This is a genomic window from Delftia sp. Lp-1, assembly GCF_020523835.1.
GTDB classification, from domain to species: domain Bacteria; phylum Pseudomonadota; class Gammaproteobacteria; order Burkholderiales; family Burkholderiaceae_C; genus Comamonas; species Comamonas acidovorans.
Map to the genome: position 1 here is coordinate 187,618 of NZ_JAJALJ010000001.1, position 22,331 is coordinate 209,948.

Sequence of the window (22,331 nt, forward strand, 5' to 3'; positions counted from 1 at the left end):
AGGCTGCTGCCGACGCCGGCCCCCACGCTGTACACCCCCTTCATCAAGGAATCCCGCCATGCAGATGGACAACATCCCCTTCAACACCACCGACTGGGCCGCCGTGGCGCCCACCGAGCATTCGGCCGAGGCCGGGCAGGCGTTCTGGCGCACACAGAACTTCGGCAACATCCGCGTGCGCACGGTGGAGTACACGCCCGGCTATGTCTCCGACCACTGGTGCACCAAGGGCCATGTGCTGCTGTGCCTGGAAGGCGAGCTGGAGACCGAGCTGGCGGACGGCCGCCGCTTCACGCTGACGCCCGGCATGAGCTACCAGGTGGCGGACAACGCCGAGCCGCACCGCTCGCGCTCGCCCAAGGGCGCCAGGCTCTTCGTGGTGGACTGAACCTGCAGGCACGATCGGCACGGCAGCGCGCTGCAGGTCAGCGACAGGTTCACGCCGGCGCGGGCGAGAGCTGCGCAAACGTGCCGTCATTGAGTGGCGTACGGCACGGGTTGCCAGGGTGCTCATGCCCGGGTGGTGGAATGCCTGACGGACGGACGGCTCTCCAGGTACGCAGTCATCGGCCATCAACGCAGCGGTGAAGTAGGCATTGCCGCTGGCCACAGCCCCTGTGGCCGGGCTTGTGCACAATGAAGAGCTTTCGCCCAGCCTCTTCACGCGATGCAGCAAGAACCCGACTTCCTCCACAACCTGAACCAGGAATTCCGGGACGGCAGGCGCTGGCTGGACCGCACCATCGTGCTGGCCTATGCGGCCGCCGCCGGGCTGTGCGTGGTGGCCTTCACGCTGATGGCCGACGCGGGCTTTGAACTCTTCGAGAGCATCTACCACTGGCAGGGCGGCTGGGCCGTTCTGCTGTGGATGCCTGCCGTCACGGCGGGCGCCGTGTGGCTCACGCGGCGCTGGGCGCCGGGCGCGGCGGGGTCGGGCATTCCGCAGGTGATCGCCACGCTGGACCCGGCGCTGGACCCCGCGCAGCGCGGGCGCTTCGTGTCGCTGTGGCTGTCCTTCGCCAAGATGGCCCTGGCCAGCGCGGGCTTTGCGGCGGGGCTGTCGATCGGGCGCGAGGGGCCTTCGGTGCAGGTGGCCGCCGGTGTCATGCACCATGCGCGGCGCTGGTTCGGGCCGCATTCGGGCATCAGCCACCATGCGCTGCTGGTGGCTGGCGGCGCGGCCGGCATTGCGGCGGCCTTCAACGCGCCGCTGGCGGGCGTGGTCTTCGCCATCGAGGAGCTGTCGCGCAAGCTGGAGTCGCGCTCCAGCGGCCTGATCATCGCGGCCATCGTGCTGGCCGGCCTGATGGGCGTGTCGGCCTTCGGCAACCTCAGCTATTTCGGGCGCATCCAGGTGCCCCACCTGACCTGGGACGCGCTGCTGCCCGGCCTGTGCGTGACCCTGGCCTGCGGCGTGCTGGGCGGCCTCTTCGCCAAGCTGCTGGCCGCTTCGCTGACCCGCGCGCCCGAGCGGCTCAACCAGCTGCGTGCGCGCTTTCCCATCCGCTTCGCGGCGGCGATCGCGCTGGTGATCGCCGTCATCGGCATGGTCACGGGGGGCGCCACCTTCGGCGCGGGATCGGAGGCCGTCAAGCACATGCTGGCGGGCCAGGCCGACGTGCCCTCGTTCTACGTCACCCTGAAGTTCATCGCCACCTGGCTGTCGGCCTGGGTGGGCGTGCCGGGCGGCATCTTCGCGCCCTCGCTGTCGATTGGCGCGGGCGTGGGCCACAACGTGGCCGGCCTGATGGGCGCAGACATTGCGCCCGCCCTCATCGCCATGGGCATGGCCGCCTTCCTGGCCGCCGTGACACAGGCGCCGCTGACGGCCTTCATCATCGTGATGGAGATGGTGGATGGCCACTCCATGGTGCTCAGCCTCATGGCCGCTGCCATGCTGGCCAGCCTGGTCTCGCGCATGCTGGCCCGGCCGCTGTACGAGACGCTGGCCCAGCACATGCTGAGTCTGGTGCCTGCTCCTGCTCCTGCTCCCGAGCCTGCACCTGCAACTGAGCCAGCACCTGAGCCCGTACCAGCACCGGCCGCCGCACCGGAGCCGGAGCCCGCCAGCGCACCTGCCAGCACCGCAGAGCCGGCTGCACCGCCCAAGGATCAGGACAAGCCCGCAGGCGCCTGAGCCGGGCGCGCTTGGCTGACAGGCAATGGCGAAGGGCGATGGCCTGGGCGCGCTGCACGCCACGCCATGCTCGCTTCCTGAGTCCTGACGCACAACCCGAGGAAAGGAACGCGCCATGTGGGAGGAAGTAACCAGCACCCTGGCCGAGGAATTCTCCAGCCTGCCCGATGCGGCCGAGGTCACGCGCGTCATGGTGCGCCTGCTGCTGGCGGCCCTGCTGGGCGGCATCGTCGGCTACGAGAGAGAACACAAGGGCAAGGCCGCCGGCCTGCGCACCCACATGCTGGTGGCCATGGGCGCGGCGCTGTTCGTGCTGGTGCCCGAGCGCGGCGGCATGGGCATTGCCGACATGAGCCGCGTGATCCAGGGCGTGGTGGCCGGCGTGGGCTTCCTGGGCGCGGGCGCCATCATCAAGCGCCACTCCGAAGAACAGGTGCAGGGCCTGACCACGGCCGCCGGCATCTGGATGACGGCCGCCATCGGCGTGGCCTGCGGTCTGGGGCGCGAAGCCATCGCGCTGCTGGCCACGCTGCTGGCCATCGTCATCCTCGTGATGCTGCCGCACGTGGTCAGTGCGCCGCCCCCGCAGGCGGACGCGGAGCCGGATACCAAGCCGCGCGAGACTTGAGGGCGGGCGGCGGCCTGAAGCCTGGTATTCCGGCTTTGTTCGCTTTTTCCTGATGTTCGTGCTACTTGAACATGGCAAACATCACGAACGCAGCCAGTGAGGCTTGCGAGGCGCTCGCCAACTCCCGATAGGCAGTCACCTGCGTGCATGGCATCTCTGGCCATGCACGCATGCCATTAGAAATCCACACTCGCACTCAGCGAGAACGTGCGCGGACCGCCCACCGTCAGGTAGCCCGAACCCGGGTAGCCGCCCACGGAGGCCCAGTAGTTGCGGTCCGTCGCGTTGTCCACGCGCAGGCGCAGCGTGAGCAGCTTGCCCTGCACTTCGGTCATGTAGCGCACGCCCAGGTCCAGGCGGTTCCATCCGGCCACGCGCAGGGTGTTGACATCGTTGGCGTAGCTGGCGCCGGTGTGCACCAGGCGGCCGTCCAGCGCCAGGCCGTTGATGCCCGGCACATCCCATTCCACGCCCGCCGTGGCCTGGAAGCGCGGCACGCCGATGACACGCTTGCCGTCGGTGGTGGCGCGGCCCGTGCTTTGCTGCCTGGCGTCCAGCCAGGTGGCGCCGCCCAGCAGGCGCAGGCCGCGCATGGGTTCGCCGAAGACGTTGAATTCCACGCCCTGGTGACGGTCCTTGCCGGCCGAGGTGAAGAGGTTGCCGTCGATCAGCGAGCGCGGCTTGTCGGTGGAGAAGAAGGCCAGGCCGCCGCCCAGCTTGCCGCCGTCGTACTTGACGCCCACTTCCTTTTGCTTGGTCACGTAGGGCGACATCTGCTGGCCCGCGTTGGCGATGATGGTGTCGCCCGACTTGGCCGGCGCCGTGTCGCCCTGGGCCAGTCCCTCGATGTAGTTGCCGTACAGCGATACCTGGGGCGTGAGCTTGAACACAGCGCCCAGCACCGGGCTGGTGCGGCTCTGGTCATAGGCCGTGCGCACGCCGCCCTGGCTGGTGACCGCGCCGTTGCTGACGAGGCGGTAGCTCACCGAGTCGGTCTCTATCGTCTGGCGGCGCACGCCGGCCGTCACCAGCATGCGGCCGTCCATCAGCGACAGCGTGTCGCCCAGCGCAAAGCTGTTCAGGCGCGTGCCCCGGTTGTAGGCGGGGTTGGACAGGTCGTTGCCCAGGTAGTTGAGCGGTGTGATCGCGTAGTAGCGCGGGTCGTAGAGATTGGTGGCCAGCGTGTTGCTGCCCCCGCCGGTGCTCATGCCGTAGGCGTTGTAGACCTTGAGGTCGAAGGCCGAGTAGCTGGCCACGATCTCATGGCCCACGCTGCCCGTATTCAGGCGTGCGCGCACGCCCAGCTCGCCCGTGCTCACGCGGTCCTTGCGCGCGTTGTCGAAGCGGCTGGTGGTGGCCGCGCCATTGCCGGCCGCCGCCAGCGTGATGTTGGCCAGCGAGTTGTTCTCGGAGCTGCGGCGCAGGCCGTAGGCGGCCCAGGCCGTCACGTTGCTGTTGATGTCCCACTCGCCGCGCAGCGTGCCGAACAGGTCGCGCTCGTCGGAATAGGTCCAGGGCTGGGCCCAGTTGGAGGAAGCATCGGGCGCAGCAGGAATGGCCGCCAGCCCTGCGCCCGGCGTGACATTGGTGCGCGTGCGCTTGAGGCGGTTGTCCTGCCAGCCGATGTCGCCCGACAGGCGCACATTGCGGCTGCGCCAGTCCATGCCCACGGACAACAGATCGAGCTTGGAGCTTTCCTGGTCGATGGCCGTGTCGCCGCCACGGTGCGCGGCATTGAGGCGGATGCCCGTGGCCTGGTCGGGGCCGAAGCGCCGGCTCACGTCGGCCGCCACGAAGGCCTGGCCGCCGCTGGCAATGCCCGCCGTCACGCGCGACAGCGGATCGCTGCCCGCGCGCTTGGGCAGCAGGTTGATGTTGCCGCCCAGGCCGCCGCCATTGGGGCTGGCGCCCATCAGAAAGGCCGATGCGCCGCGCAGCAGCTCCACGCGCTCGAACAGCTCGGTGGCGATGTACTGGCGCGGCAGCAACGCATACAGGCCGTTGTAGGCCACGTCGTCCGAGCCCAGCACGAAGCCGCGCACGAAGTAGGACTCCTGGAAATTGCCGAAGCCGCGCGCCACGCGCACGGAAGGATCGTTCTGCAGCACATCGCCCACGCTCTTGGCCTGGCGGTCCTGGATCAGCTCGTTGGTGTAGCTGGTGATGGAGAACGGCGTCTCCATGTTGTCGCGCGTGCCCAGAATCCCGGCCCGCCCGCCGCGCGCCACCTGGCCACCCGCGTAGGGCTTGGACAGGCCTTCAGCCGACGCATCGGCGCTGGCCTCCACGGTGACGGTGCCCAGCTCGGGCGCGGCCGTTGCCGTGGAAGGGGCAGGCTGGGCCCATGTGGCGCCAGCAGACAAAAGAAGGGCCAGGGCCCCGGCGATCGGGGTCAGCGTGTAGAGGGGGGAGTGCATGGAGAAAACGGGATGAGAATGCGGGATGAGAATGATTCCCAATAATTTTATCGATGCGACTCCCCCGTATGGGGCTTGTAGGGAGATGTGTCTGTTTGTGCCCACATCCCTGCCAGCGCATCGCTGCCGAAGCTGCGCTTGTGCCGGCTGTGGAAACTTGCCTATCATCCGGTCGGCCCCCTGTTCCGGGGCTGGTGCGTAAGAACACCAATACACAGCGGTTGAGCCTCCCCGAAAGCGAGTTCTGTCCCTTACCGGAGCACGGAACGATGATCACCGTTTCTCACCCCTTGGTCTGCGCCCAGTTCACTGGTATCGCAGGCTTTTTCATGACCGCAGTCACTTCGGCCGGTCTTTTCCATACCTTGTCACCCCTTCAACTGGGGCACTCTTTGCGCCACTTCGCACGGAGGGCGCAGCCATGAAGCAGACCAAGGAACAGGCCAAGACCTCGACCGCCAGGATTGAGCGGCTGACGCGCGATATCTCCGAGATCCATAAGCTGGTGGATGAGGGCTGCGCCGAGATCACGGTCACGGCGCAGATGGCCTTGAAGTGGCTGGAGACGCCGGAGGGCTGCCAGCGGCTGGACGTGGTGGCCGAGGCCTTGAAGATGATTCGCCATAGCGCCCTGTTCACGGGCGACTGCTCCAGAAGCAAGGCGATCTCGGCAGGCAGCACGTACCGCAATCTGGCCCAACGGCGGCTGCGCGAGGCCGAGAAGGCAGCCGATGAGGCGCGCGTGGCGCAGGCCTTGCGGAATTCGGCGGCTTAGCGCCGCAGCGTGCAGCGTGCACCGGGCCAGGTGCGCGCCGAGGGGGCCGGCGCCTGCTCAGGCGCCGGCCAGCAGCTCCCGCGAACACGCCTGCGCCTCATCCTCCCCCTGCACGAACGCAACCCGCATGCCCAGCGCCTTGCCCATGCCTTGCACGGCCAGGCGCAGGGCGGCGGGCACGGCGCGGTCGCCCGTGATGACGACCATGCCACGGCACAGCTGGCGCATGCGTTCGCGGTTGCGCTTGAAGAACAGGGCGCGCTGCTTGCGTTCTTCGTGGCTTTCCTCGGGGTGGTCGCCGGGCAGGTGGTCGGTGAGCAGCACGAAGTGCTGGCCCTGGTCGAGCAGGGATTCGATCTGGGCTTCGGCCGATGCGTCATTGCCGCTGCCTGCGTCTGCAGGTGCCTGCGCTTCGGGTTCGCGCAGGTAGACCAGGGGAAAGCGGGAGGTATCGATCAGCATGTCATGGTTCCTGGAAAAAAGCAGGGCATCAGTACAGGTCGTGCCTGACCGCATGGGCGTAGTGGGCGTTGGCCTGTTCCTGTTGGGCGGCATCCATGGCGGGCGCCGTGGCATCGGCCAGCTGCGTGAGGGCGGCCATCATCTGGCCCACGGTGGGCAGGGCGGCGCGGTCCAGCTGGCTTGACGGGCTCCACAGGCCGGAGCGGTGGATGGCCTTGCCGCAGTGCAGCAGCACTTCATCGACCAGCACCACGGTGGCGGTCTTGGGCGTGCCCCGGCCTTCGCTCAGCTCCTGCAGCAGATGGGGGTCGGTGGAGATGCGGCCGCGCCCGTTGATGCGCAGGAAGATGTCCAGCCCCGGGAACAGGAAGAGCATGGCCAGGCGGTCATCGGCCTGCAGGTTGCGCAGGGATTCGATGCGGTTGTTGCCGGGCCAGTCGGCAAAGGCCACGGTGCGCTCGTCCAGCACCTGCACAAAGCCGGGCGGCCCGCCGCGCGGCGAGGCATCCAGGCCGCGTTCGCCGGCCGTGGCCAGGCAAAAGAAGCTGGCCTGGCGCAGATAGGCCTCGTGGAAGTCGGACAGGCGGTCGCGCACGGCCTTCTGGATTCTTTCTGCCGGGGCGGCGTAGAGCGAGTCCAGGTCGATAGCCGGGCCTGGCGGGTCTGCAAGGGCGGTGTTGTCTGTGTGCATGGCACAAGCGTAAGAACAAAGGCGTTGGCGGCTGTAGACTGGATCAGCCAACAAATAGCTCAAAGACGCCATGCCCGATGCCATTCTTGAACTGGTCAGCCATGTGAACCGTGCCGATGGCCCCGTGCTGATCGCGGCCGTGGGCAACCAGGACGAGGAGCTGGCCTCCGAGCCGCACCGGCACGCGCGCGGCCAGCTGTTCGGCTCGCTGCGCGGGCTGCTGTCGGTGGGCGTGGAAGACGCGGTCTGGGTGGTGCCCGCCATCCATGCCGTGTGGCTGCCGCCGCACCAGCTGCATTCGGGCCGCTCCCATGGTCCCTTCCACGGCTGGAGCGTCTATGTGGCGGAGCCGGCCTGCGCCGACCTGCCGCAGCGGCCCTGCGCCATCCGCACCTCGGGCCTGCTGCGTGAGGCCGTGCTGCGCGCCGCCGGCTGGGGATGGCAGCAAGGCGTGCCCACAACGCAGCCCGTGCAACCAGGCCCTTCGGCGGACCAGGCCCGCGCCCATGTGATGGCGGTGATCCTGGACGAGATCCGCACCCTGCCCGTGGAGCCCCTGGGCCTGCCCCTGCCCGCAGACCCGCGCCTGCAGCGCATCGCCCGCGCGCTGATCGCCGACCCGGCCGATGCCCGCGACCTGGAGGCCTGGGCACGCTGGGCCGCCGTCAGCTCGCGCACGCTGAGCCGGCGCTTTGTCTCGGAAACCGGCTTCAGCTTCACCGCCTGGCGCCAGCGCGCGCGGCTGATGCGCTCGCTGGAGATGCTGGCCGCCGGCGCGCCGGTAACGAACATCGCGCTGGACCTGGGCTACTCCACGGCCAGCGCCTTCATCGGCTTGTTCCGGCGCACGTTTGGGGAGACGCCTGCGGCGTACCGGGGGAGGCTGGGGGCGATTGTCTGAAGCGCCCATGAAAGGGTGAGGGGACGGATTCTGGACATGGCTTTGGCTCGGCAGTAGGATTCAATCCCACTGCATTCAAGGAGCCGCACATGCGAACCACCCAGCAAATGAGCATCACCCTGCCCAACGACATGGCAGACGCAGTACGGGCGAAGGTGCGTGCTGGCGAGTACGCCAGCGAGAGCGAAGTGATCCGTGATGGCTTGCGGGCGCTGATGGCACGGGATCGTGCGGTGGAAAGCTGGCTGCAAGATCAGGTCGGCCCCGCCTACGATGCGTTGAAGGCCGATCCATCGAGTGCCGTTACCGCCGATCAATTGCGGGCGCGCCTTGCCGCTGAACATGCCAAGGCGAGATGAACTACCGCGTTGTCTTCAGTTCGCAGGCCCAGGAGCAGCTTGTCGAGCTTTACCGCTACATCGCCGAGGCTGCCTCGCACGATGTGGCAGCTCAATACACCGATGCCATCGTGAGCTATTGCGAGAGCCTGCGCACCTTTCCACTTCGCGGCACGCCGCGCGACGACGTGAGAACTGGCTTGCGCATCACCAACTACAGAAAGCGAACTGTCATCGCCTTCGCCGTCGATGCAGACCTGGTTTCCATCATCGGCATCTTCTATGGCGGGCGTGACCACGAAGCACTGCTGCGGGAGGGTGGCGGGATCGCCTGATCAGCCGCGCTGTCCAGATGCCAGAGCTGCCTACAACCGCTGCAGCTGCGCATTCAGATACGCATCGCGCGAGGGCAGCAGGTGCTCGGCGCACAGGCGGACCAGGGCGTCGCGGTCCTGGGCGCGCAGGGCTTCGATCATTTGCCAGTGTTCCTGGCGTGCGCGCTCGCGGTAGTCGGCCGAGACCAGGGAGGCGAAGCGGATGGGGTGCGTCTGGCGCGCGTATTCGGTGATGGCCTTGTGCAGCGTGTCGTTGCCCGCCAGCGCAAACAGTTCCTGGTGAAAGGCCAGGTTGATGCGGAACACCAGGCGCGCGTTGCCTTCGGCCACGGCGGCGTCGTGCTGCTGCTGGATGGAGGTCAGGCGGTCCAGGCTTTCGGGGGGAACGGGCAGGGGGATCTTGCGCGCGGCCTCGACTTCGAGCATGCCGCGCAGCTCGTACAGCTCCTGCACTTCCTGGGTGGAGAACGAGCGCACCAGGGCGCCGACGTTCTTGCGGCGCTCAATGAGGCCCATGCGGTCCAGCGCGGCCAGGGCCTCGCGGGCGATGTGGCGCTTGACGTCGAAGCGGGCCATGAGGTCGTCTTCGACCAGGCGCTCGCGCGGGTGCAGCCGGCCGAAGACCACGTCCTCTTCCAGCGCGGCCACCATGGCGCCCAGGGCGTCGGCTGCGGGGGCGGGTTCGGCATCCAGGGAAATCGGCAGTGAGGCGGCAGCGACCATCAAGACAGGCGGTTGGGACAAAAACGCCATTTTGTCCGAACTGATGGCCCTCACTGGGCATGCCGGGCGTGCCGCGCTGCCTGGCATGGACTATTCGCGCGGGCCGGGAATGGTGCCGCGTTCGGTGGCGCAGCGCAGGAAGTCGAAGTCCACGCCCTGGTCGGCCTGGTTCACGGTGGTAAGAAAGAGCTTGCGGTAGCCGCGCTCGGCCGTGGGCTCGGTCACCGGGTTGAGCCGGGCGCGGCGGGCCAGTTCCTCGTCGCTGACCTGCAGCGTCAGCTCGCGCCGCGCCACCGACAGCGTGATGCGGTCCCCGTTGTGCACATGGGCGAGCGGGCCGCCCACGGCCGACTCCGGCGTGACGTGCAGCACGATGGTGCCGAAGGCTGTGCCGCTCATGCGCCCGTCGGAGATGCGCACGATGTCCTTGACGCCGGCCCGCGCCAGCTTGCGCGGGATGGGGATGTAGCCGGCCTCGGGCATGCCGGGTGCGCCCTTGGGGCCGATGTTCTTGAGCACGAGGATGTCGTCGGCGGTCACGTCCAGATCGTCGCTGTCGATGCGGTGGGCCAGGTCGGCCGCGTTCTCGAAGACCACGGCGCGGCCTTCGTGCTCCATGAGCCGGGGATGGGCGGCCGACTGCTTGATGATGGCGCCGCCCGGCGCCAGGTTGCCCTGCAGCACGGCGATGCCGCCCTGCGGGTAGATGGGGTTGGAGCGCGGGCGCACCACGTCCTGCGCAAAGCCGGGGCCGGCGCGGTCGATCTCTTCGCCCAGCGTGCGGCCGGTGACGGTGAGGGCGTCCAGGTTAAGCAGGGGCTTGAGCTCGCGCAGCAGCGTGGCCATGCCGCCCGCATGGTGGAAGTCCTCCATGTAGTGGTCGCCCGAGGGCTTGAGGTCCAGCAGCACGGGCGTGTCGCGGCCCATGCGGTCCAGGGCCTTGAGGTCGATGTCATAGCCCATGCGCCCCGCGATGGCGGCCAGGTGCACGATGCCGTTGGTGGAGCCGCCAATGGCCAGCAGCACGCGCATGGCGTTTTCGAAGGCGGCGGGCGTGAGGATTTTGTCGATGGTCAGGCGCTCGCGCGCCATGCGCACGGCCTCGGTGCCGGTCTGCTCGGCGATGCGGATGCGGTCGGCCGTGACGGCGGGGGGCGAGGCGCCGCCGGGCACGGTCATGCCCAGCGCCTCGGCAATGCAGGCCATGGTGCTGGCCGTGCCCATGACCGAGCAGGTGCCCACGCTGGCCACCAGCTGGTTGTTCACGTCGGCGATCTCTTCGGCGTCGATCTCCTCGGCGCGGAACTTGCCCCAGTAGCGGCGGCAGTCCGTGCAGGCGCCCACGCGCTCGCTGCGGTGCGAGCCGGTGAGCATCGACCCGGTGATCAGCTGGATGGCCGGGATGCCGGCCGAGGCCGCGCCCATCAACTGGGCCGGCACCGTCTTGTCGCAGCCGCCGATGAGCACGACGGCATCCATGGGCTGGGCGCGGATCATCTCCTCGGTGTCCATGGACATGAGGTTGCGCAGGTACATGCTGGTCGGCGCCGAGAAGCTTTCGTGCACCGAGATGGTGGGGAAGTCCATGGGCAGGCCGCCCGCCAGCATGACGCCGCGCTTGACGGCCTCGATCAGCTGGGGCGCATTGCCGTGGCAGGGGTTGTAGCTGCTGCCCGTGTTGGCAATGCCGATGACGGGGCGCTGCAGCGCCGAGTCCGTATAGCCCGCGCCCTTGATGAAGGCCTTGCGCAGGAACAGCGAAAAGCCGCGGTCGCCGTAGTTGGTCAGGCCCTTCGATATGCCGCTTTCGGCGTCGGCGGGGGTGATGTCGTGGGCCTGGGAGGGCGTCTTGGGGTCGGTCATGGCGGCGGTCCGTGGGTCTGGAGTGGGGAGCGAAGGCAGGCGCTGCCTTGCGTTGACGGCAGGATAGCGGCGCTTCCCTCAAATTATCATCGGCGTTATCACCTATATTATTAATAATCCAATTGACCAACCATGCGGCCGTGTCCGGTCTGCTGCCGGACATGTTTTTCCGACACAAGACAAGGAGACATCCATGACCGCCGCACACCGCTCTCATCCGCCCAACCGGCGCGCCCTGCTGGGCGCCGCACTGCTGACCCTGGGCGCAGGCCTGGCATTGCCTACCGCAGCCAGTGCCGCAGCCGACGCCGCTTCCAACGCCGGGTATCCGGCCCGGCCCATCAAGCTGGTCGTTCCCTACACGCCCGGCGGCGCCACCGACGTGATCGGGCGCGTGGTGGGGCAAAGGCTCTCGCTGTCGCTGGGCCAGCCCGTGGTGGTGGAGAACCGGGCGGGCGCGGCCGGCAACCTGGGCGCCGCCGCCGTGGCCAAGGAAAAGCCCGATGGCTACACCCTGCTGCTGGGCGCGCTGACCAGCCATTCCATCAACAGCGTGCTCATGGCGTCCACGGCGGGCTTCACCATGGACAAGAGCTTTGCGCCCATTGGCGTGGTGGGCCGCGTGCCGCTGGTGGTGACCGTGGGCCCGTCGGTGAAGGCGGCCAGCCTGGGCGAGTTCATCGCCCTGGCCAAAAGCCGGCCGGGCGGGCTGAACTACGGCTCCTCGGGCAATGGCTCACCCCAGCATCTGGCGGCCGAGCTGTTCAAGCGGCAGGCGGGCGTGCCGCTGACCCACGTGCCCTACAAGGGCAGCACGCCGGCGCTCAACGATTTGATGGGCAGCCAGGTGGATGTGGTGTTCGACACCCTGCCCGCCACGCAGGGCTTCATCAAGGGCGGCCGCCTGCGCGCCCTGGCCGTGACCACGGCGCAGCGCGTGCCCTCCATTGCCGACATTCCCACCACGGCCGAGGCCGGGCTGTCGGGCTTTGAGGTGACGTCGATGTTCGGCCTGCTGGCGCCTGCGGGCACGCCCGCTCCCATCGTCGCCCGGCTCAGCGGCGCGCTCAAGGAGGTGATGGGGCAGCAGGAAGTGAAGGACGCCCTGGTCGCCCAGGGCGCCATGCCCACCTTCACCACGCCTGCCGAGGCGCGAGCCCAGATCGCCGAGGAGGTGGCGCGCTGGTCCGCCGTGATCCGGCAGGCGGGCATACAGCCGGATTGAGGCTGCGCCTCAGCGTCGCCGGGCCCGCGTTTCCGGCAGAAAGGCCGTTGCCAGCCCCAGCAGCGGCAGGTAGGCCACCAGGCTGTACACCCAGACGATGCCGTGGGTGTCGGCCAGGTTGCCCATGCCGGCAGCCCCCAGGCCGCCGATGCCGAACATGAGGCCGAACATCAGCCCCGAGACCAGGCCCACGCGGCCGGGCACGGCCTCCTGGGCATAGACCACCAGCGCCGCAAAGGCCGAGGACATGACCAGGCCGATGACGATGGACAGCACGGCCGTCCAGAACAGATCGGCATGCGGCAGCAGCAGCGCAAACGGCGCCACGCCCAGGAAGGACACCCAGATCACGGCCTTGCGCCCTATGCGGTCGCCCACCGGGCCGCCCGCGAAGGTGCCCGCCGCCACGGCCGCCAGGAAGGCGAACAGGTACAGCTGCGACTGCTGCACGGGCAGGGCAAAGCGCTCGATCAGATAGAAGGTGAAGTAGTTGGCAAAGGCCGCGATGTAGACGAACTTGGCGAACATCAGCACGCAGATCACGGTCACCGCGCGGATGACCTGCGAGCGGTTCAGCACCGTCAGCGCATGCTGGCCGGCCGCCACCACCTTGGCCGGCGCGTGGTGCAGGCGCCAGTGCGTGATGCGCAGCAGCACCCAGATGGCCAGCAGCGCCACCAGCATGAACCAGGCGATCGCATGCTGGCCAAACGGAATGACGATGGCCGCCACCATCAGCGGGCCGATGGCCGAGCCCGTGTTGCCGCCCACCTGGAAGGTCGATTGCGCCGTGCCGAAGCGACCGCCCGAGGCCAGCCGCGCCACGCGCGAGGCCTCGGGGTGGAAGGTGGACGAGCCCACGCCGATCAGCGACGCGGCGGCCAGCAGCATGGGGTAGCTGGTGGACAGGGCCAGCAGGCCCACGCCCACCAGCGTCACCACCATGCCCAGCGGCAGCAGGTAGGGCTTGGGATGCTTGTCGGTGTACAGGCCGATCCAGGGCTGCAGCAGCGAGGCCGTGACCTGGTAGACCAGGGAGATCCAGCCGATCTGCGCGAAGCTCAGCGAGAACTCCGTCTTGAGCATGGGATAGACGGCCGGCAGCACGGCCTGGATCAGGTCGTTGAGCAGGTGGGCAAAGGCGGCGGCGCCGACGATGCGCAGCAAAAAGCCCTGCGCGGCATGGCTGGGCGCTGGATGGGCGGGCGCCGGATGGGCATGCGTTGCAGGCGCGCCCAGCTCGCCCGGGGCGCCAAGAGTGGTGGTGTTGCTTGTCATGGAGGAAAGGGCCCAGCAGGGCGGCACGGTCAGGGTGCGGCGTTGACGAAGGTCAATGGGCCGTGGGACCGAAGATAGGCGTTTGGTGCCCGTCTGTCTCTCTCTATACTGACTTCAATTGTCGAGATCGGGACAGAGAACCGCTTAGAACCGCACAGGACGGGAAGCCCCATGGCCGCAGAACTGCCGCGCATATACCTCAAGTACCACCAGACCGGGCGCCCCATGGCCGCCATGGAGGCCAACTGGGCGCATGGCACCAGCACGGGCTGGCACTCCCACCCGCGCGGCCAGCTGCTGTATGCGATCGAAGGCGTGATGTCCGTGCAGCTGCATTCCGGCTCCTGGCTGGTGCCGCCCAACCGGGGGCTGTGGATTGAGGCCGACGCCGAGCACGATGTGCGCATGTCGGGTGACGTGAAGATGCGCACGGCCTACATCGACACCTCGGCCTTTGCGGACCTGCCCGCGCGCACCTGCGTGGTCAATGTGTCGCCCCTGCTGCGCGAGCTGGTGGTGGCCGCCGTCGGCGTGCCGCTGGACTATGCCGAAGGCAGCCGCGACGAGCGCCTGATGCACCTGCTGGTCGATGAACTGCGCGCCGCCGAGGTGCTGCCCCTGCACCTGCCCCTGTCCGCCGATGCGCGGCTGTGCCAGGTCTGCGAGGCCCTGATGCGCGAGCCTGCCGACACCGCCACCGCCGAACACTGGGCGCAGCGCCTGGGCGTGAGCGCCAAGACGCTGCAGCGCCTGTTCGTGAAGGAAACCGGCATGCCCTTCGCCCAGTGGCGCGAGCAGGCGCGGCTGATGTTTGCGCTGGGCCGCATTGCGGCGGGCGAGCGCATCATCGACATCGCCCTCGATTGCGGCTACGCCAGCCAGAGCGCGTTCACGGCCATGTTCAAAAGGCATTTCGGGGTGCCGCCTTCGGGCTTCCAGCGCTGAGGCACGACCGGACCAAGGTCGGGCCGGGCGGACTTGGATGCAGATCCAGATATCGATTGCGGCACAAGCATATGCCCAAAGATTCGTTCCCCCGCGCCTGCATCGTGGCGATACTGGCCGGCCGCATTCCCTCCACTGCCTTGCCTGTACCACCGTGCTACCCGACCCAGTCCCCGACAGCGCGGCCGAAGCGCAGGTCGATCGCGTCATCGACGGCCTGCTCAACGGCCTGCAATGGCGCGCCAGCGTGTTCCATGTGGGGCAGTACTGCGGGCGCTGGCGGGCCTCCACGGCGGGGCGCGCGCGGGCCAGCTTTCACCTGATCCTGGACGGGCGCTGCTGGCTGCACCTGCCGGGCCAGCCCTCGGTGGAGCTGCAGCCGCGCGACGGCGTGTTCCTCTCGCGCGATGTGCCGCATTTCATCTCGCCCTATGCCGACCCGGACATGGCCTGCGCCCCGCAGGCCATGCGCCCCGCCACGGGCGATGCCGGCATCGGAGAGACGGCGCTGGCCTGCGGCTTCTTCACCTTCGAGGGGCCCATGCGCGGCCTGCTGGTCGATGCCTTCCCCGACCATCTGGTGCTGCGCGGCGACGACCATGCGATGAGCGGCGCCTCCATGCTGTTCGACCTGATGCGCGCCGAGGCGCTGCGCACGGGCACCGAGCCCTCGGCCGTGATGGACCGGCTGGTGGGCCTGCTGTTCTTCTACGGCCTGCGCCAGCTGGCGCATGGCGATGCGCGGGCGCGCGGCATCTGGAGCCTGCTGCGCCGGCCGGGCTTTGCGCCGCTGGTGGCCGAGCTGCTGCGCGACCCGGCCCGCAACTGGAGCGTGGCCGACATGGCCGCGCGCGTGTGCCTGTCGCGCGCCACGTTCTTTCGGCAGTTTGCCGAGGCCTGCGGCCAGCCGCCCCAGCAATTCCTGCTGCTGCTGCGCATGCAGCTGGCCGCGCGCCGCCTGGCCCAGGGCGAGGCCATAGGCCAGGTGGCCGAGGCCGTGGGCTACGAGTCCTATGCGGCTTTCTCGCGTGCCTTCAAGCGCGTGATGGGCGAGCAGCCCGGCGCCTGGCAGCGCGCGCAGGCACGCTGCTGCTGAGCCGCCATCCGAGCCCGCCGCATGCGCCTGCGGGTTGACACGTTCGGGCATAAATCCGCGACGCGGCGGCATTGATGGCAAGGGGGGCGCGGCCGATCATGAAGGCATTCCTTCATTCCTGCAAAGCACCATGGCACGCCTGACCCTGCACACCCCGCAAACCGCTCCTGAAGCCAGCCGCCCCTTCGTGGAGCGCGCCCTGGCCGGCAACGGATTCCTGCCCAACCTGATCGCCATCCTGGCCAACTCGCCCCAGGCGCTGGAGACCTATGTGACCGTGGGCCAGATCAACGCGCGCGCCCAGCTCACGCTGGCCGAGCGCGAGGTGGTGCAGATCACGGCCGCGCGCATCCATGGCTGCGACTTCTGCGTGGCCGGCCACACCAAGCTGGCCTTCAAGCAGGCCGGCCTGACCCAGGCCGAGGTGGTGGCGCTGCAGGACGGCCGCGACACGGGCCAGCCGCGCCTGGACGCCGTGTGCCGCTTTGCCGAAGCCGTGATCGCCACGCGCGGCGCCGTCGCCGACGAGGCCCTGGCCGCCTTCCATGCGGCCGGCCTGAGCGAGCAGCAGGCGCTGGAGGTGGTGCTGGGCATCAGCCTGGCCACGCTGTGCAACTTTGCCAACAGCCTGGCGCAAAGCCCCGTCAACCCGCAGCTGCAGCCCTATCTGCCCGAACAGTTCCGACAACCGCAGGAGAACACACATGCTGGCTGATTCGCTGCGGCAGTGGCTGGACGCCCATGCCGACTCCCTGGACGAAGGCCCCGCGCATGCGCACGAGGTTCTGCCCCGGGTGGCGCAGCACGGCCTGTTCGGCCTGGGCGTGCCCGTGGCCGAGGGCGGGCAGGGCGGCAGCCTGGGCGATGCGCTGGAGGCCATTGCCGGCGTGGCCGGGCATTCGCTGACGGCGGGCTTCGTGTTCTGGGCGCAGCGCGCCTTTGTCGAATACCTGCTGCAGTCGCCCAACGCGGCGCTGCGCCAGCGCTGGCTGCCGGGCCTGCTGCAGGGCACGCAGGCGGGCGCCACGGGCCTGTCCAACGCCATGAAGTACCTGGGCGGCATCGAGGCCCTGCAGGTCGAGGCCACGCCCGTCGGCACTGTCGGCGCCGACGGCCTTGCACTGCGCGGGCGCGTGCCCTGGGCCACCAACCTAGTGCCGCCGGGTCGCTTCGTGGTGGCCGTTGCCGTCTCGCGCAGCGACGGTGCAAAGCCCTTCGTGGCCGCGCTGCCCGGCGATGCGACGGGCCTGCAGCGCAGCGCCGACCTGGACCTGATCGCGCTGCGCGGCAGCCATACGGCGGCGTTGTCCATCGAGGGGCTGCAGATCGGTCCGGCCGATGTGATCCATGCCGACGCCAACCATTTCCTGCCGCGCGTGCGGCCCGCCTTCATGGGCCTGCAGCTGGGGCTGTGCATCGGGCTGGCGCGCGCCTCGCTGGCGGCGGCCTCGGCCCGTGCCGGCGCCGGGCGCGATGTGCTTGGCGGCCCGCTGCAGCAGCAGCGCCACGCGCTGGAACTGGCCACGGCCACGCTGCATGCGGGCCTGTCCGATGGGCGTTTTCTTGACCGACCTCAAGCCCTGTTCCGCCTGCGCCTGGAATTGAACGACATCGTGCAGCAGTCCCTGCAGCTGGAGCTGCACGCCAGCGGCGGGCGCGCTTATCATCGCGACCAGCCGCTGGGATTTGCGCGCCGTTGGCGCGAGGCGGCCTTCATCCCCATCGTGACGCCCAGCGTCACGCAGCTACAGGGTGCGCTGGCTGGCGCGGCCCTGGCAACCACCAGTTCATGACCCAGACGGAAGCTTTCTCCCCTGACGCTCCCGCGCCCGTGCTGCAGGCACGCGGCGCGGGCTTTGGCTATGCGCCCGGCAAGGCCGTGTTCGAGGACATCTCCCTGAGCATTGCCCCGCGCGAGATCGTCTGCCTGCTCGGCGGCAGCGGCTGCGGCAAGTCCTCGCTGCTGCGCGTGCTCGGCGGCCTCGAATCGCCGGACGGCGGCGCCTGGAGCCGGGGCGAGCTCCAGTTCCTCGGCCAGCCGCTGACCGCGCCGCACCCGCGCGCGGGCTTCGTGTTCCAGCAGCCCAGCCTGCTGCCCTGGCTGGACGCGCGGCGCAACGTGGGCTTCGGCCTGGACTTCGAGCGCCAGCCGAAGCTGGAGGCCGAGGCCCGCAGCCAGCGCGTGGAGCAGGCGCTGCAGGCCGTGGGCCTGGGCGGCAGCGGCGCGCTCTACCCCTCGCAGCTGTCGGGCGGCATGGCCCAGCGCGTGGCCCTGGCGCGTGCCCTGGCGCGCGAGCCGCAGCTGCTGCTGGCCGACGAGCCGTTCTCGGCCCTGGACGCCATCACGCGCGCCGAGATGCAGGAGCTGATGGTGGACGTGGTCCACCGCTGGCACACGGCCGCGCTGCTGGTCACGCATGACATCGACGAGGCCATCCTCGTGGGCGACCGCATCCTGCTGATGGGCGGGCGGCCCGGCCACATCGTGCGCGAATGGCGCGTGGACATAGCGCGCCCGCGCGAGGACCAGGCCGCCGCCGTGACCGCGCTGCGGCTGGACATCCTCTCGGCCCTGCACGGCGTGCGCCATGCGGCCCAGGCCTGATCCGGCTCGCCTGCCTGCCTGCCCGCCTGCCGATCCGCCTGCAGATCCGCCATTTCTTCGACTTCAACCATGCTCTTCTGAAAGGTCTTTCGCATGAGCTTCCAGGACCACCCTTCTTACACCCACATCTGCGCCTCGTCGGACTGCGGCTGCGGCCTCACGCGGCGCGACATGCTGCGCCTGGGCGCGCTGGCCACGGCCTCGGTGGCCGCGCCGCTGCTGGCCGCAGGCGATGCGCGCGCCCAGGCCTTCAAGGGCGATGACCAGCCCGTGAAGATCGGCTACCTGCCCATCACCGACGCCACGCCGCTGCTGGTGGCGCACGGCAATGGCCTGTTCGAGGCCGAAGGCCTCAAGGCAGAGGCGCCGCGCCTGTTCCGTTCCTGGGCCCAGATCGTCGAGGCCTTCGTCTCGGGCCAGGTCAACGTCATCCACCTGCTCACGCCCTCCACGCTGTGGGTGCGCTACGGCGCCAAGTTCCCCGCCAAGATCGTGGCCTGGAACCACGTCAACGGCTCGGGCCTGACCGTGCTGCCCGAGATCCAGAAGGTGCAGGACCTGGGCGGCAAGACCGTGGCGATCCCGTTCTGGTACTCCATCCACAACATCCTGCTGCAGGACGTGCTGCGCAAGGCCGGCCTCACGGCCGTGACCCGCGCGCGCGGCGGCGCCATTGCGGCCAACGAGGTCAACCTCGTCGTGCTGGCACCGGCCGAAATGGTCTCGGCCCTGGCCGGCAAGTCGATTGCGGGCTTCATCGTGGCCGAGCCCTTCAACGCCGCCGCCGAGATCGCGGGCGTGGGCAAGATGCTGCGCTTCTCGGGCGATGTCTGGAAGGACCACGCCTGCTGCGTCACCTTCCTGGCCGAGCGCGATATCGCCGACAAGCCCGAATGGGCACAGCGCGTGACCAATGCCGTGGTCAAGGCCCAGCTGTGGACGCGCGACAACCGCCTGGCCGCCGCGCGCCTGCTGTCGAGCACCGGCGAGCGCCGCTACACGCCGCATCCGCAGCAGACGCTGTCCAAGGTGCTGGCCGCCACCGACTACGCCAGCTACGAGGCCAGCGGCGTGGTCGTCAACAAGGGCTGGCACCAGCGGCGCATCGACTTCCAGCCCTATCCCTATCCCTCGTACACCGAGCAGCTGGTGCGCGCCATCAAGGCCACCAAGGTCGAGGGCGACACGCGCTTCCTCGACAAGCTGGAGCCCAAGTTCGCGGCCACCGACCTGGTGGACGACCGCTTCGTGCGCAAGGCCATCCAGGCCGTGGGCGGTCCGCAGGTCTTCGGCATTCCGGCCGATTTCTCGCGCCGCGAAACCATCGTGGTGTGAGCCAGGTGTTGCGACGTATTGGATTGCCGCTGCTGGGCGCGGCCCTGGTCCTGGCCCTGTGGTGGGTGGGCGGCGCGCTGCTGGCGCGCAGCACGCCCGTGGCTGCGGCCTTCGCGCCCTGGCCTTCCCTGCAGGCGCTGGGCCAGTTGCTGACGGGCGCCGACATCTGGATGCACACCCTGCTGAGCCTGCAGCGCGTGGCCGTGGGCCTGCTGCTGGCCTTCGTGGTCGGCGTGCCGCTGGGCGTGCTGGTGGGCCTGTCGCGCGGGTTCTCGCAGGCGTTCTCGCCCGTGTTCCAGTTCCTGCGCATGATCTCGCCGCTGTCGTGGATGCCCATTGCCGTGATGGTGCTGGGCGTGGGCGACGCGCCCGTGTACTTCCTGCTGGCCTTCGCCGCCGTCTGGCCCATCCTGCTGAGCACGGCGGCCGGCGTGGCCCAGCTGGACCGCAACTGGCTGCTGCTGGCGCGCAGCCTGTCGGCCACGCGCACCGAGACCGTGCTGCGCGTGGTGCTGCCCGGCATCACGGCCCAGATCCTCACGGGCGTGCGCCTGGCCATCGGCATCATCTGGATCGTGCTGGTGCCCGCAGAAATGCTGGGCGTGTCGGCCGGCCTGGGCTACTTCATCCTCGACACGCGCGACCGCCTGGCGTATTCGGAGCTGATGGCCGCCGTGGTGCTGATCGGTGCCCTGGGCTATGCGCTGGACCATGCGGCGCGGTGGCTGCACCAGCGCTGGATGCATTCGGCCTGAGGCCTGCGGGCAGGCGGCGGCATCAGGTGCCGCATCAGGTGTCGTGCACGCGGCGCAGCCGCAGTCCTGCCCATCCCGTCAGCACGGCGCACAGCAGCATTCCCCAGGGGCCCAGCGCGGGCACGGGGGTGGCTGTGACCGTGGCTGCGGGCTCCACGGTCTGGGTCCATGCGCCGCTGTCCGCAGCGAGATAGTTCGCATCGCCGCCGTACCGGGCCACGATGGCATGCGGGCCGGCCACCGTCAGTTGGGTGGTGGCGACGATGGCCCGGGCATTGGACAAACCCGCCGTGCCCAGCGACAGGCCGCCAGTCAGGATTTCGACCGTTCCCGTGGGGACGGCGGCGGTGCCCAGGGAGACATCGGGTGCGACCACCACGGAGAAGGACAGCGACTGCCCGGAACGCGAGGGATTGGCGCTGGAGGTCAGCGTGACACGGGAGGGGCCCTGTCCCACCGCCGCCATCTGCGCCGCCTGCGGAGCCGCGTCATGGTCCGCATCGCCGAGCTGGCTGGCGTTGATCGTGCATGTCCCTGCGGCCTGGAAGCGGATGGTGCTGCCGAAGGCGCTGCAGATCGCCGCGGTCAATGCATCCACGGCGAACATGACGGGGTTTCCCGAGGCGCCTCCGACGGCGGCCACGTCATAGGTATGCCCCACCCGTGCGCCGGCCGGTGGTGCCGTGGTGAAGGTGATGGCCTGCGGCGCTTTGGCGATGGCACCTGCCGCCGCCGGGCAACTGGTATCGCTGGCCGGCCAGTAGCGGTTGCCCGTCCCCGTGAACGTTTCGCCGCCACAGTTGTTGCCTGGCGCGTTGTTCGTGATCTGGTTGCCGTGGAGTGTGCGGGGGCGGGTGAGCGTGAACGAGACGCCGGCACCCGAGCCCGGAGACGCCAGCACGTTGCCGGTGACGGTGCTGTCGGTCATGGTGGTCGGCACCCCGCTGCGCAGGCCCCCGCCCAGCGTGCGGGCCGTGTTGCCGGACAGGCGGCTGCGCTCCACCGTCAGCGAGCCGCTGCCCGTGCTGTAGATGGCACCGCCCTGTCCCCCTGCCTGGTTGCCGCTGAACACACTGTCCACGATGGTCACCGTGCTGTCGCGGCTGTACAGTCCCCCGCCGTTGATGCCGGCCGTGTTGTCCTGCACCACGCTGCGCTCCAGGCGCAGGGTGACGCCGCTGTCCAGGTAGATGGCGCCGCCGTCTTCACCGGCGGCGGTCTGCCCGCCGCGCAGTGTCAGCCCGCGCAGCGTGAGCTGGACACCGCTGCCCTGGGCCGAGACCAGGCGGGAGGCATTGCCCCCATCGAGCGCCACCCGCTGGTCCCCGTCGATCGTGATGTCCGAGGTGGTGAAGTTGAGATCGATGGAATGGCCTGCCAATGCAATGGCGGTGAGGCTGCCTGCCGGAAAGACGGCCGGGTCGAACACGATGGTGTCCGCGCCATTGCCCGATACGCATGCGCCGTTGCCCCAACTGCCGTCATCCATCTGTGCACTGGTCAATGCCTCGTTCAGGCTGCAGTCCGCTGCACCGGGCGCGTTGTCCGTGGTATTGACCACGATGGTCGCGGCCTGGCCATTGAGTGCCAGCAGGCTGCACAGCGCGCCAGGCACTGCCAGAAGCCAGAGGCGTCGAAGGGGTCTGTGAAGAAAAGCGTGCACGGTTCCTCCCGTTGCGCTGCGTGTCCCGGGCAGACCCGCGCGCTGTTGTTGCGGACCGCGTGACCTTAGCTTTCTGCGAAGATCGTGAAAATGTGCCGACGGCACATCGCAGGCCTGAAAATGCGGCCTCGGCCGGCCCACCTATCGCCAGCACCTCGA

General features: G+C 69.1%; 22 protein-coding genes. 15 read left to right on the plus strand and 7 right to left on the minus strand.

Features of this window, described 5'->3' with window-relative positions:
* Positions 1 to 58 precede the first annotated feature (58 nt).
* From LGR64_RS00780 to LGR64_RS00790, 3 genes are all read left to right on the plus strand, one after another.
* Entirely contained in the window at positions 59 to 388 is a 330-nt protein-coding gene (locus LGR64_RS00780) for a DHCW motif cupin fold protein (protein WP_013800515.1), read from the plus strand.
* Positions 389 to 667: 279 nt separating this feature from the next.
* Entirely contained in the window at positions 668 to 2,137 is a 1,470-nt protein-coding gene (locus LGR64_RS00785; protein WP_141835650.1) for a chloride channel protein, read from the plus strand.
* 115 nt (positions 2,138 to 2,252) lie between these two features.
* A complete protein-coding gene (locus LGR64_RS00790; RefSeq protein WP_012207634.1) occupies positions 2,253 to 2,765 on the plus strand; it encodes an MgtC/SapB family protein in 513 nt (170 codons plus the stop codon).
* A gap of 176 nt (positions 2,766 to 2,941) precedes the next feature.
* Here LGR64_RS00790 and LGR64_RS00795 read toward each other — a convergent pair whose 3' ends face one another.
* Positions 2,942 to 5,182: a TonB-dependent receptor gene (locus LGR64_RS00795; RefSeq protein ID WP_230354840.1), complete on the minus strand. Its 2,241-nt coding sequence runs from the start codon at positions 5,180 to 5,182 to the stop codon at positions 2,942 to 2,944.
* 421 nt (positions 5,183 to 5,603) lie between these two features.
* On the opposite strand from LGR64_RS00795, the gene LGR64_RS00800 reads away from it, so the two are divergent.
* A complete protein-coding gene (locus LGR64_RS00800) occupies positions 5,604 to 5,957 on the plus strand; it encodes a hypothetical protein (protein WP_230354841.1) in 354 nt (117 codons plus the stop codon).
* A gap of 57 nt (positions 5,958 to 6,014) precedes the next feature.
* Here the strand turns inward: LGR64_RS00800 and LGR64_RS00805 are convergent, their stop codons facing one another.
* On the minus strand, positions 6,015 to 6,419 hold the full coding sequence (locus LGR64_RS00805) for a hypothetical protein (protein ID WP_230354842.1): 405 nt from the start codon (positions 6,417 to 6,419) through the stop codon (positions 6,015 to 6,017).
* Between the two features lie 28 nt (positions 6,420 to 6,447).
* Positions 6,448 to 7,110, minus strand: a complete 663-nt coding sequence (locus LGR64_RS00810) for an MSMEG_1061 family FMN-dependent PPOX-type flavoprotein (protein ID WP_230354843.1) — start codon at positions 7,108 to 7,110, stop codon at positions 6,448 to 6,450.
* Between the two features lie 70 nt (positions 7,111 to 7,180).
* On the opposite strand from LGR64_RS00810, the gene LGR64_RS00815 reads away from it, so the two are divergent.
* The 3 genes from LGR64_RS00815 (at position 7,181) to LGR64_RS00825 (ending at position 8,684) form a co-directional block, all read left to right on the plus strand.
* Positions 7,181 to 8,011 carry an AraC family transcriptional regulator gene (locus LGR64_RS00815; protein ID WP_230354844.1) on the plus strand — a complete coding sequence of 277 codons (831 nt, stop codon included), beginning with the start codon at positions 7,181 to 7,183 and terminating at the stop codon, positions 8,009 to 8,011.
* 89 nt (positions 8,012 to 8,100) lie between these two features.
* A complete protein-coding gene (locus LGR64_RS00820) occupies positions 8,101 to 8,370 on the plus strand; it encodes a ribbon-helix-helix domain-containing protein (RefSeq protein WP_012207631.1) in 270 nt (89 codons plus the stop codon).
* Positions 8,367 to 8,684, plus strand: coding sequence for a type II toxin-antitoxin system RelE/ParE family toxin (locus LGR64_RS00825; RefSeq protein WP_034363320.1), 318 nt, complete (start codon positions 8,367 to 8,369; stop codon positions 8,682 to 8,684). Before LGR64_RS00820 ends, LGR64_RS00825 begins: the two co-directional genes overlap by 4 nt.
* A 30-nt stretch (positions 8,685 to 8,714) precedes the next feature.
* Here LGR64_RS00825 and LGR64_RS00830 read toward each other — a convergent pair whose 3' ends face one another.
* Complete coding sequence (locus tag LGR64_RS00830) at positions 8,715 to 9,407, minus strand: GntR family transcriptional regulator (protein ID WP_096914109.1); 693 nt, start codon at positions 9,405 to 9,407, stop codon at positions 8,715 to 8,717.
* A gap of 90 nt (positions 9,408 to 9,497) precedes the next feature.
* A complete protein-coding gene (locus tag LGR64_RS00835; RefSeq protein WP_230354845.1) occupies positions 9,498 to 11,270 on the minus strand; it encodes an IlvD/Edd family dehydratase in 1,773 nt (590 codons plus the stop codon).
* A 193-nt stretch (positions 11,271 to 11,463) separates the two neighbouring features.
* Between LGR64_RS00835 and LGR64_RS00840 the strand changes: the two genes are divergently transcribed.
* Positions 11,464 to 12,495, plus strand: coding sequence for a Bug family tripartite tricarboxylate transporter substrate binding protein (locus tag LGR64_RS00840; RefSeq protein ID WP_141835630.1), 1,032 nt, complete (start codon positions 11,464 to 11,466; stop codon positions 12,493 to 12,495).
* 9 nt (positions 12,496 to 12,504) lie between these two features.
* Here the strand turns inward: LGR64_RS00840 and LGR64_RS00845 are convergent, their stop codons facing one another.
* Entirely contained in the window at positions 12,505 to 13,773 is a 1,269-nt protein-coding gene (locus LGR64_RS00845; protein WP_088165581.1) for an MFS transporter, read from the minus strand.
* A 171-nt stretch (positions 13,774 to 13,944) separates the two neighbouring features.
* On the opposite strand from LGR64_RS00845, the gene LGR64_RS00850 reads away from it, so the two are divergent.
* From LGR64_RS00850 to LGR64_RS00880, 7 genes are all read left to right on the plus strand, one after another.
* Entirely contained in the window at positions 13,945 to 14,718 is a 774-nt protein-coding gene (locus LGR64_RS00850; protein WP_230354846.1) for an AraC family transcriptional regulator, read from the plus strand.
* A 154-nt stretch (positions 14,719 to 14,872) separates the two neighbouring features.
* Positions 14,873 to 15,814, plus strand: coding sequence for an AraC family transcriptional regulator (locus LGR64_RS00855; RefSeq protein ID WP_088165579.1), 942 nt, complete (start codon positions 14,873 to 14,875; stop codon positions 15,812 to 15,814).
* A gap of 130 nt (positions 15,815 to 15,944) precedes the next feature.
* On the plus strand, positions 15,945 to 16,529 hold the full coding sequence (locus LGR64_RS00860) for a carboxymuconolactone decarboxylase family protein (protein ID WP_230354847.1): 585 nt from the start codon (positions 15,945 to 15,947) through the stop codon (positions 16,527 to 16,529).
* Positions 16,519 to 17,607 (plus strand): acyl-CoA dehydrogenase family protein, encoded by a 1,089-nt coding sequence (locus LGR64_RS00865; RefSeq protein ID WP_230354848.1) that lies wholly within the window; start codon positions 16,519 to 16,521, stop codon positions 17,605 to 17,607. Before LGR64_RS00860 ends, LGR64_RS00865 begins: the two co-directional genes overlap by 11 nt.
* Positions 17,604 to 18,419, plus strand: a complete 816-nt coding sequence (locus tag LGR64_RS00870; RefSeq protein WP_043821690.1) for an ABC transporter ATP-binding protein — start codon at positions 17,604 to 17,606, stop codon at positions 18,417 to 18,419. Before LGR64_RS00865 ends, LGR64_RS00870 begins: the two co-directional genes overlap by 4 nt.
* A 93-nt stretch (positions 18,420 to 18,512) precedes the next feature.
* Entirely contained in the window at positions 18,513 to 19,754 is a 1,242-nt protein-coding gene (locus LGR64_RS00875) for an ABC transporter substrate-binding protein (RefSeq protein ID WP_047219193.1), read from the plus strand.
* Positions 19,751 to 20,509, plus strand: a complete 759-nt coding sequence (locus tag LGR64_RS00880) for an ABC transporter permease (RefSeq protein ID WP_016448370.1) — start codon at positions 19,751 to 19,753, stop codon at positions 20,507 to 20,509. The genes LGR64_RS00875 and LGR64_RS00880 overlap by 4 nt, the downstream gene beginning before the upstream one ends.
* 34 nt (positions 20,510 to 20,543) lie before the next feature.
* Here LGR64_RS00880 and LGR64_RS00885 read toward each other — a convergent pair whose 3' ends face one another.
* Positions 20,544 to 22,124 (minus strand): Ig-like domain repeat protein, encoded by a 1,581-nt coding sequence (locus LGR64_RS00885; RefSeq protein ID WP_230354849.1) that lies wholly within the window; start codon positions 22,122 to 22,124, stop codon positions 20,544 to 20,546.
* Between the last annotated feature and the right edge of the window lie 207 nt (positions 22,125 to 22,331).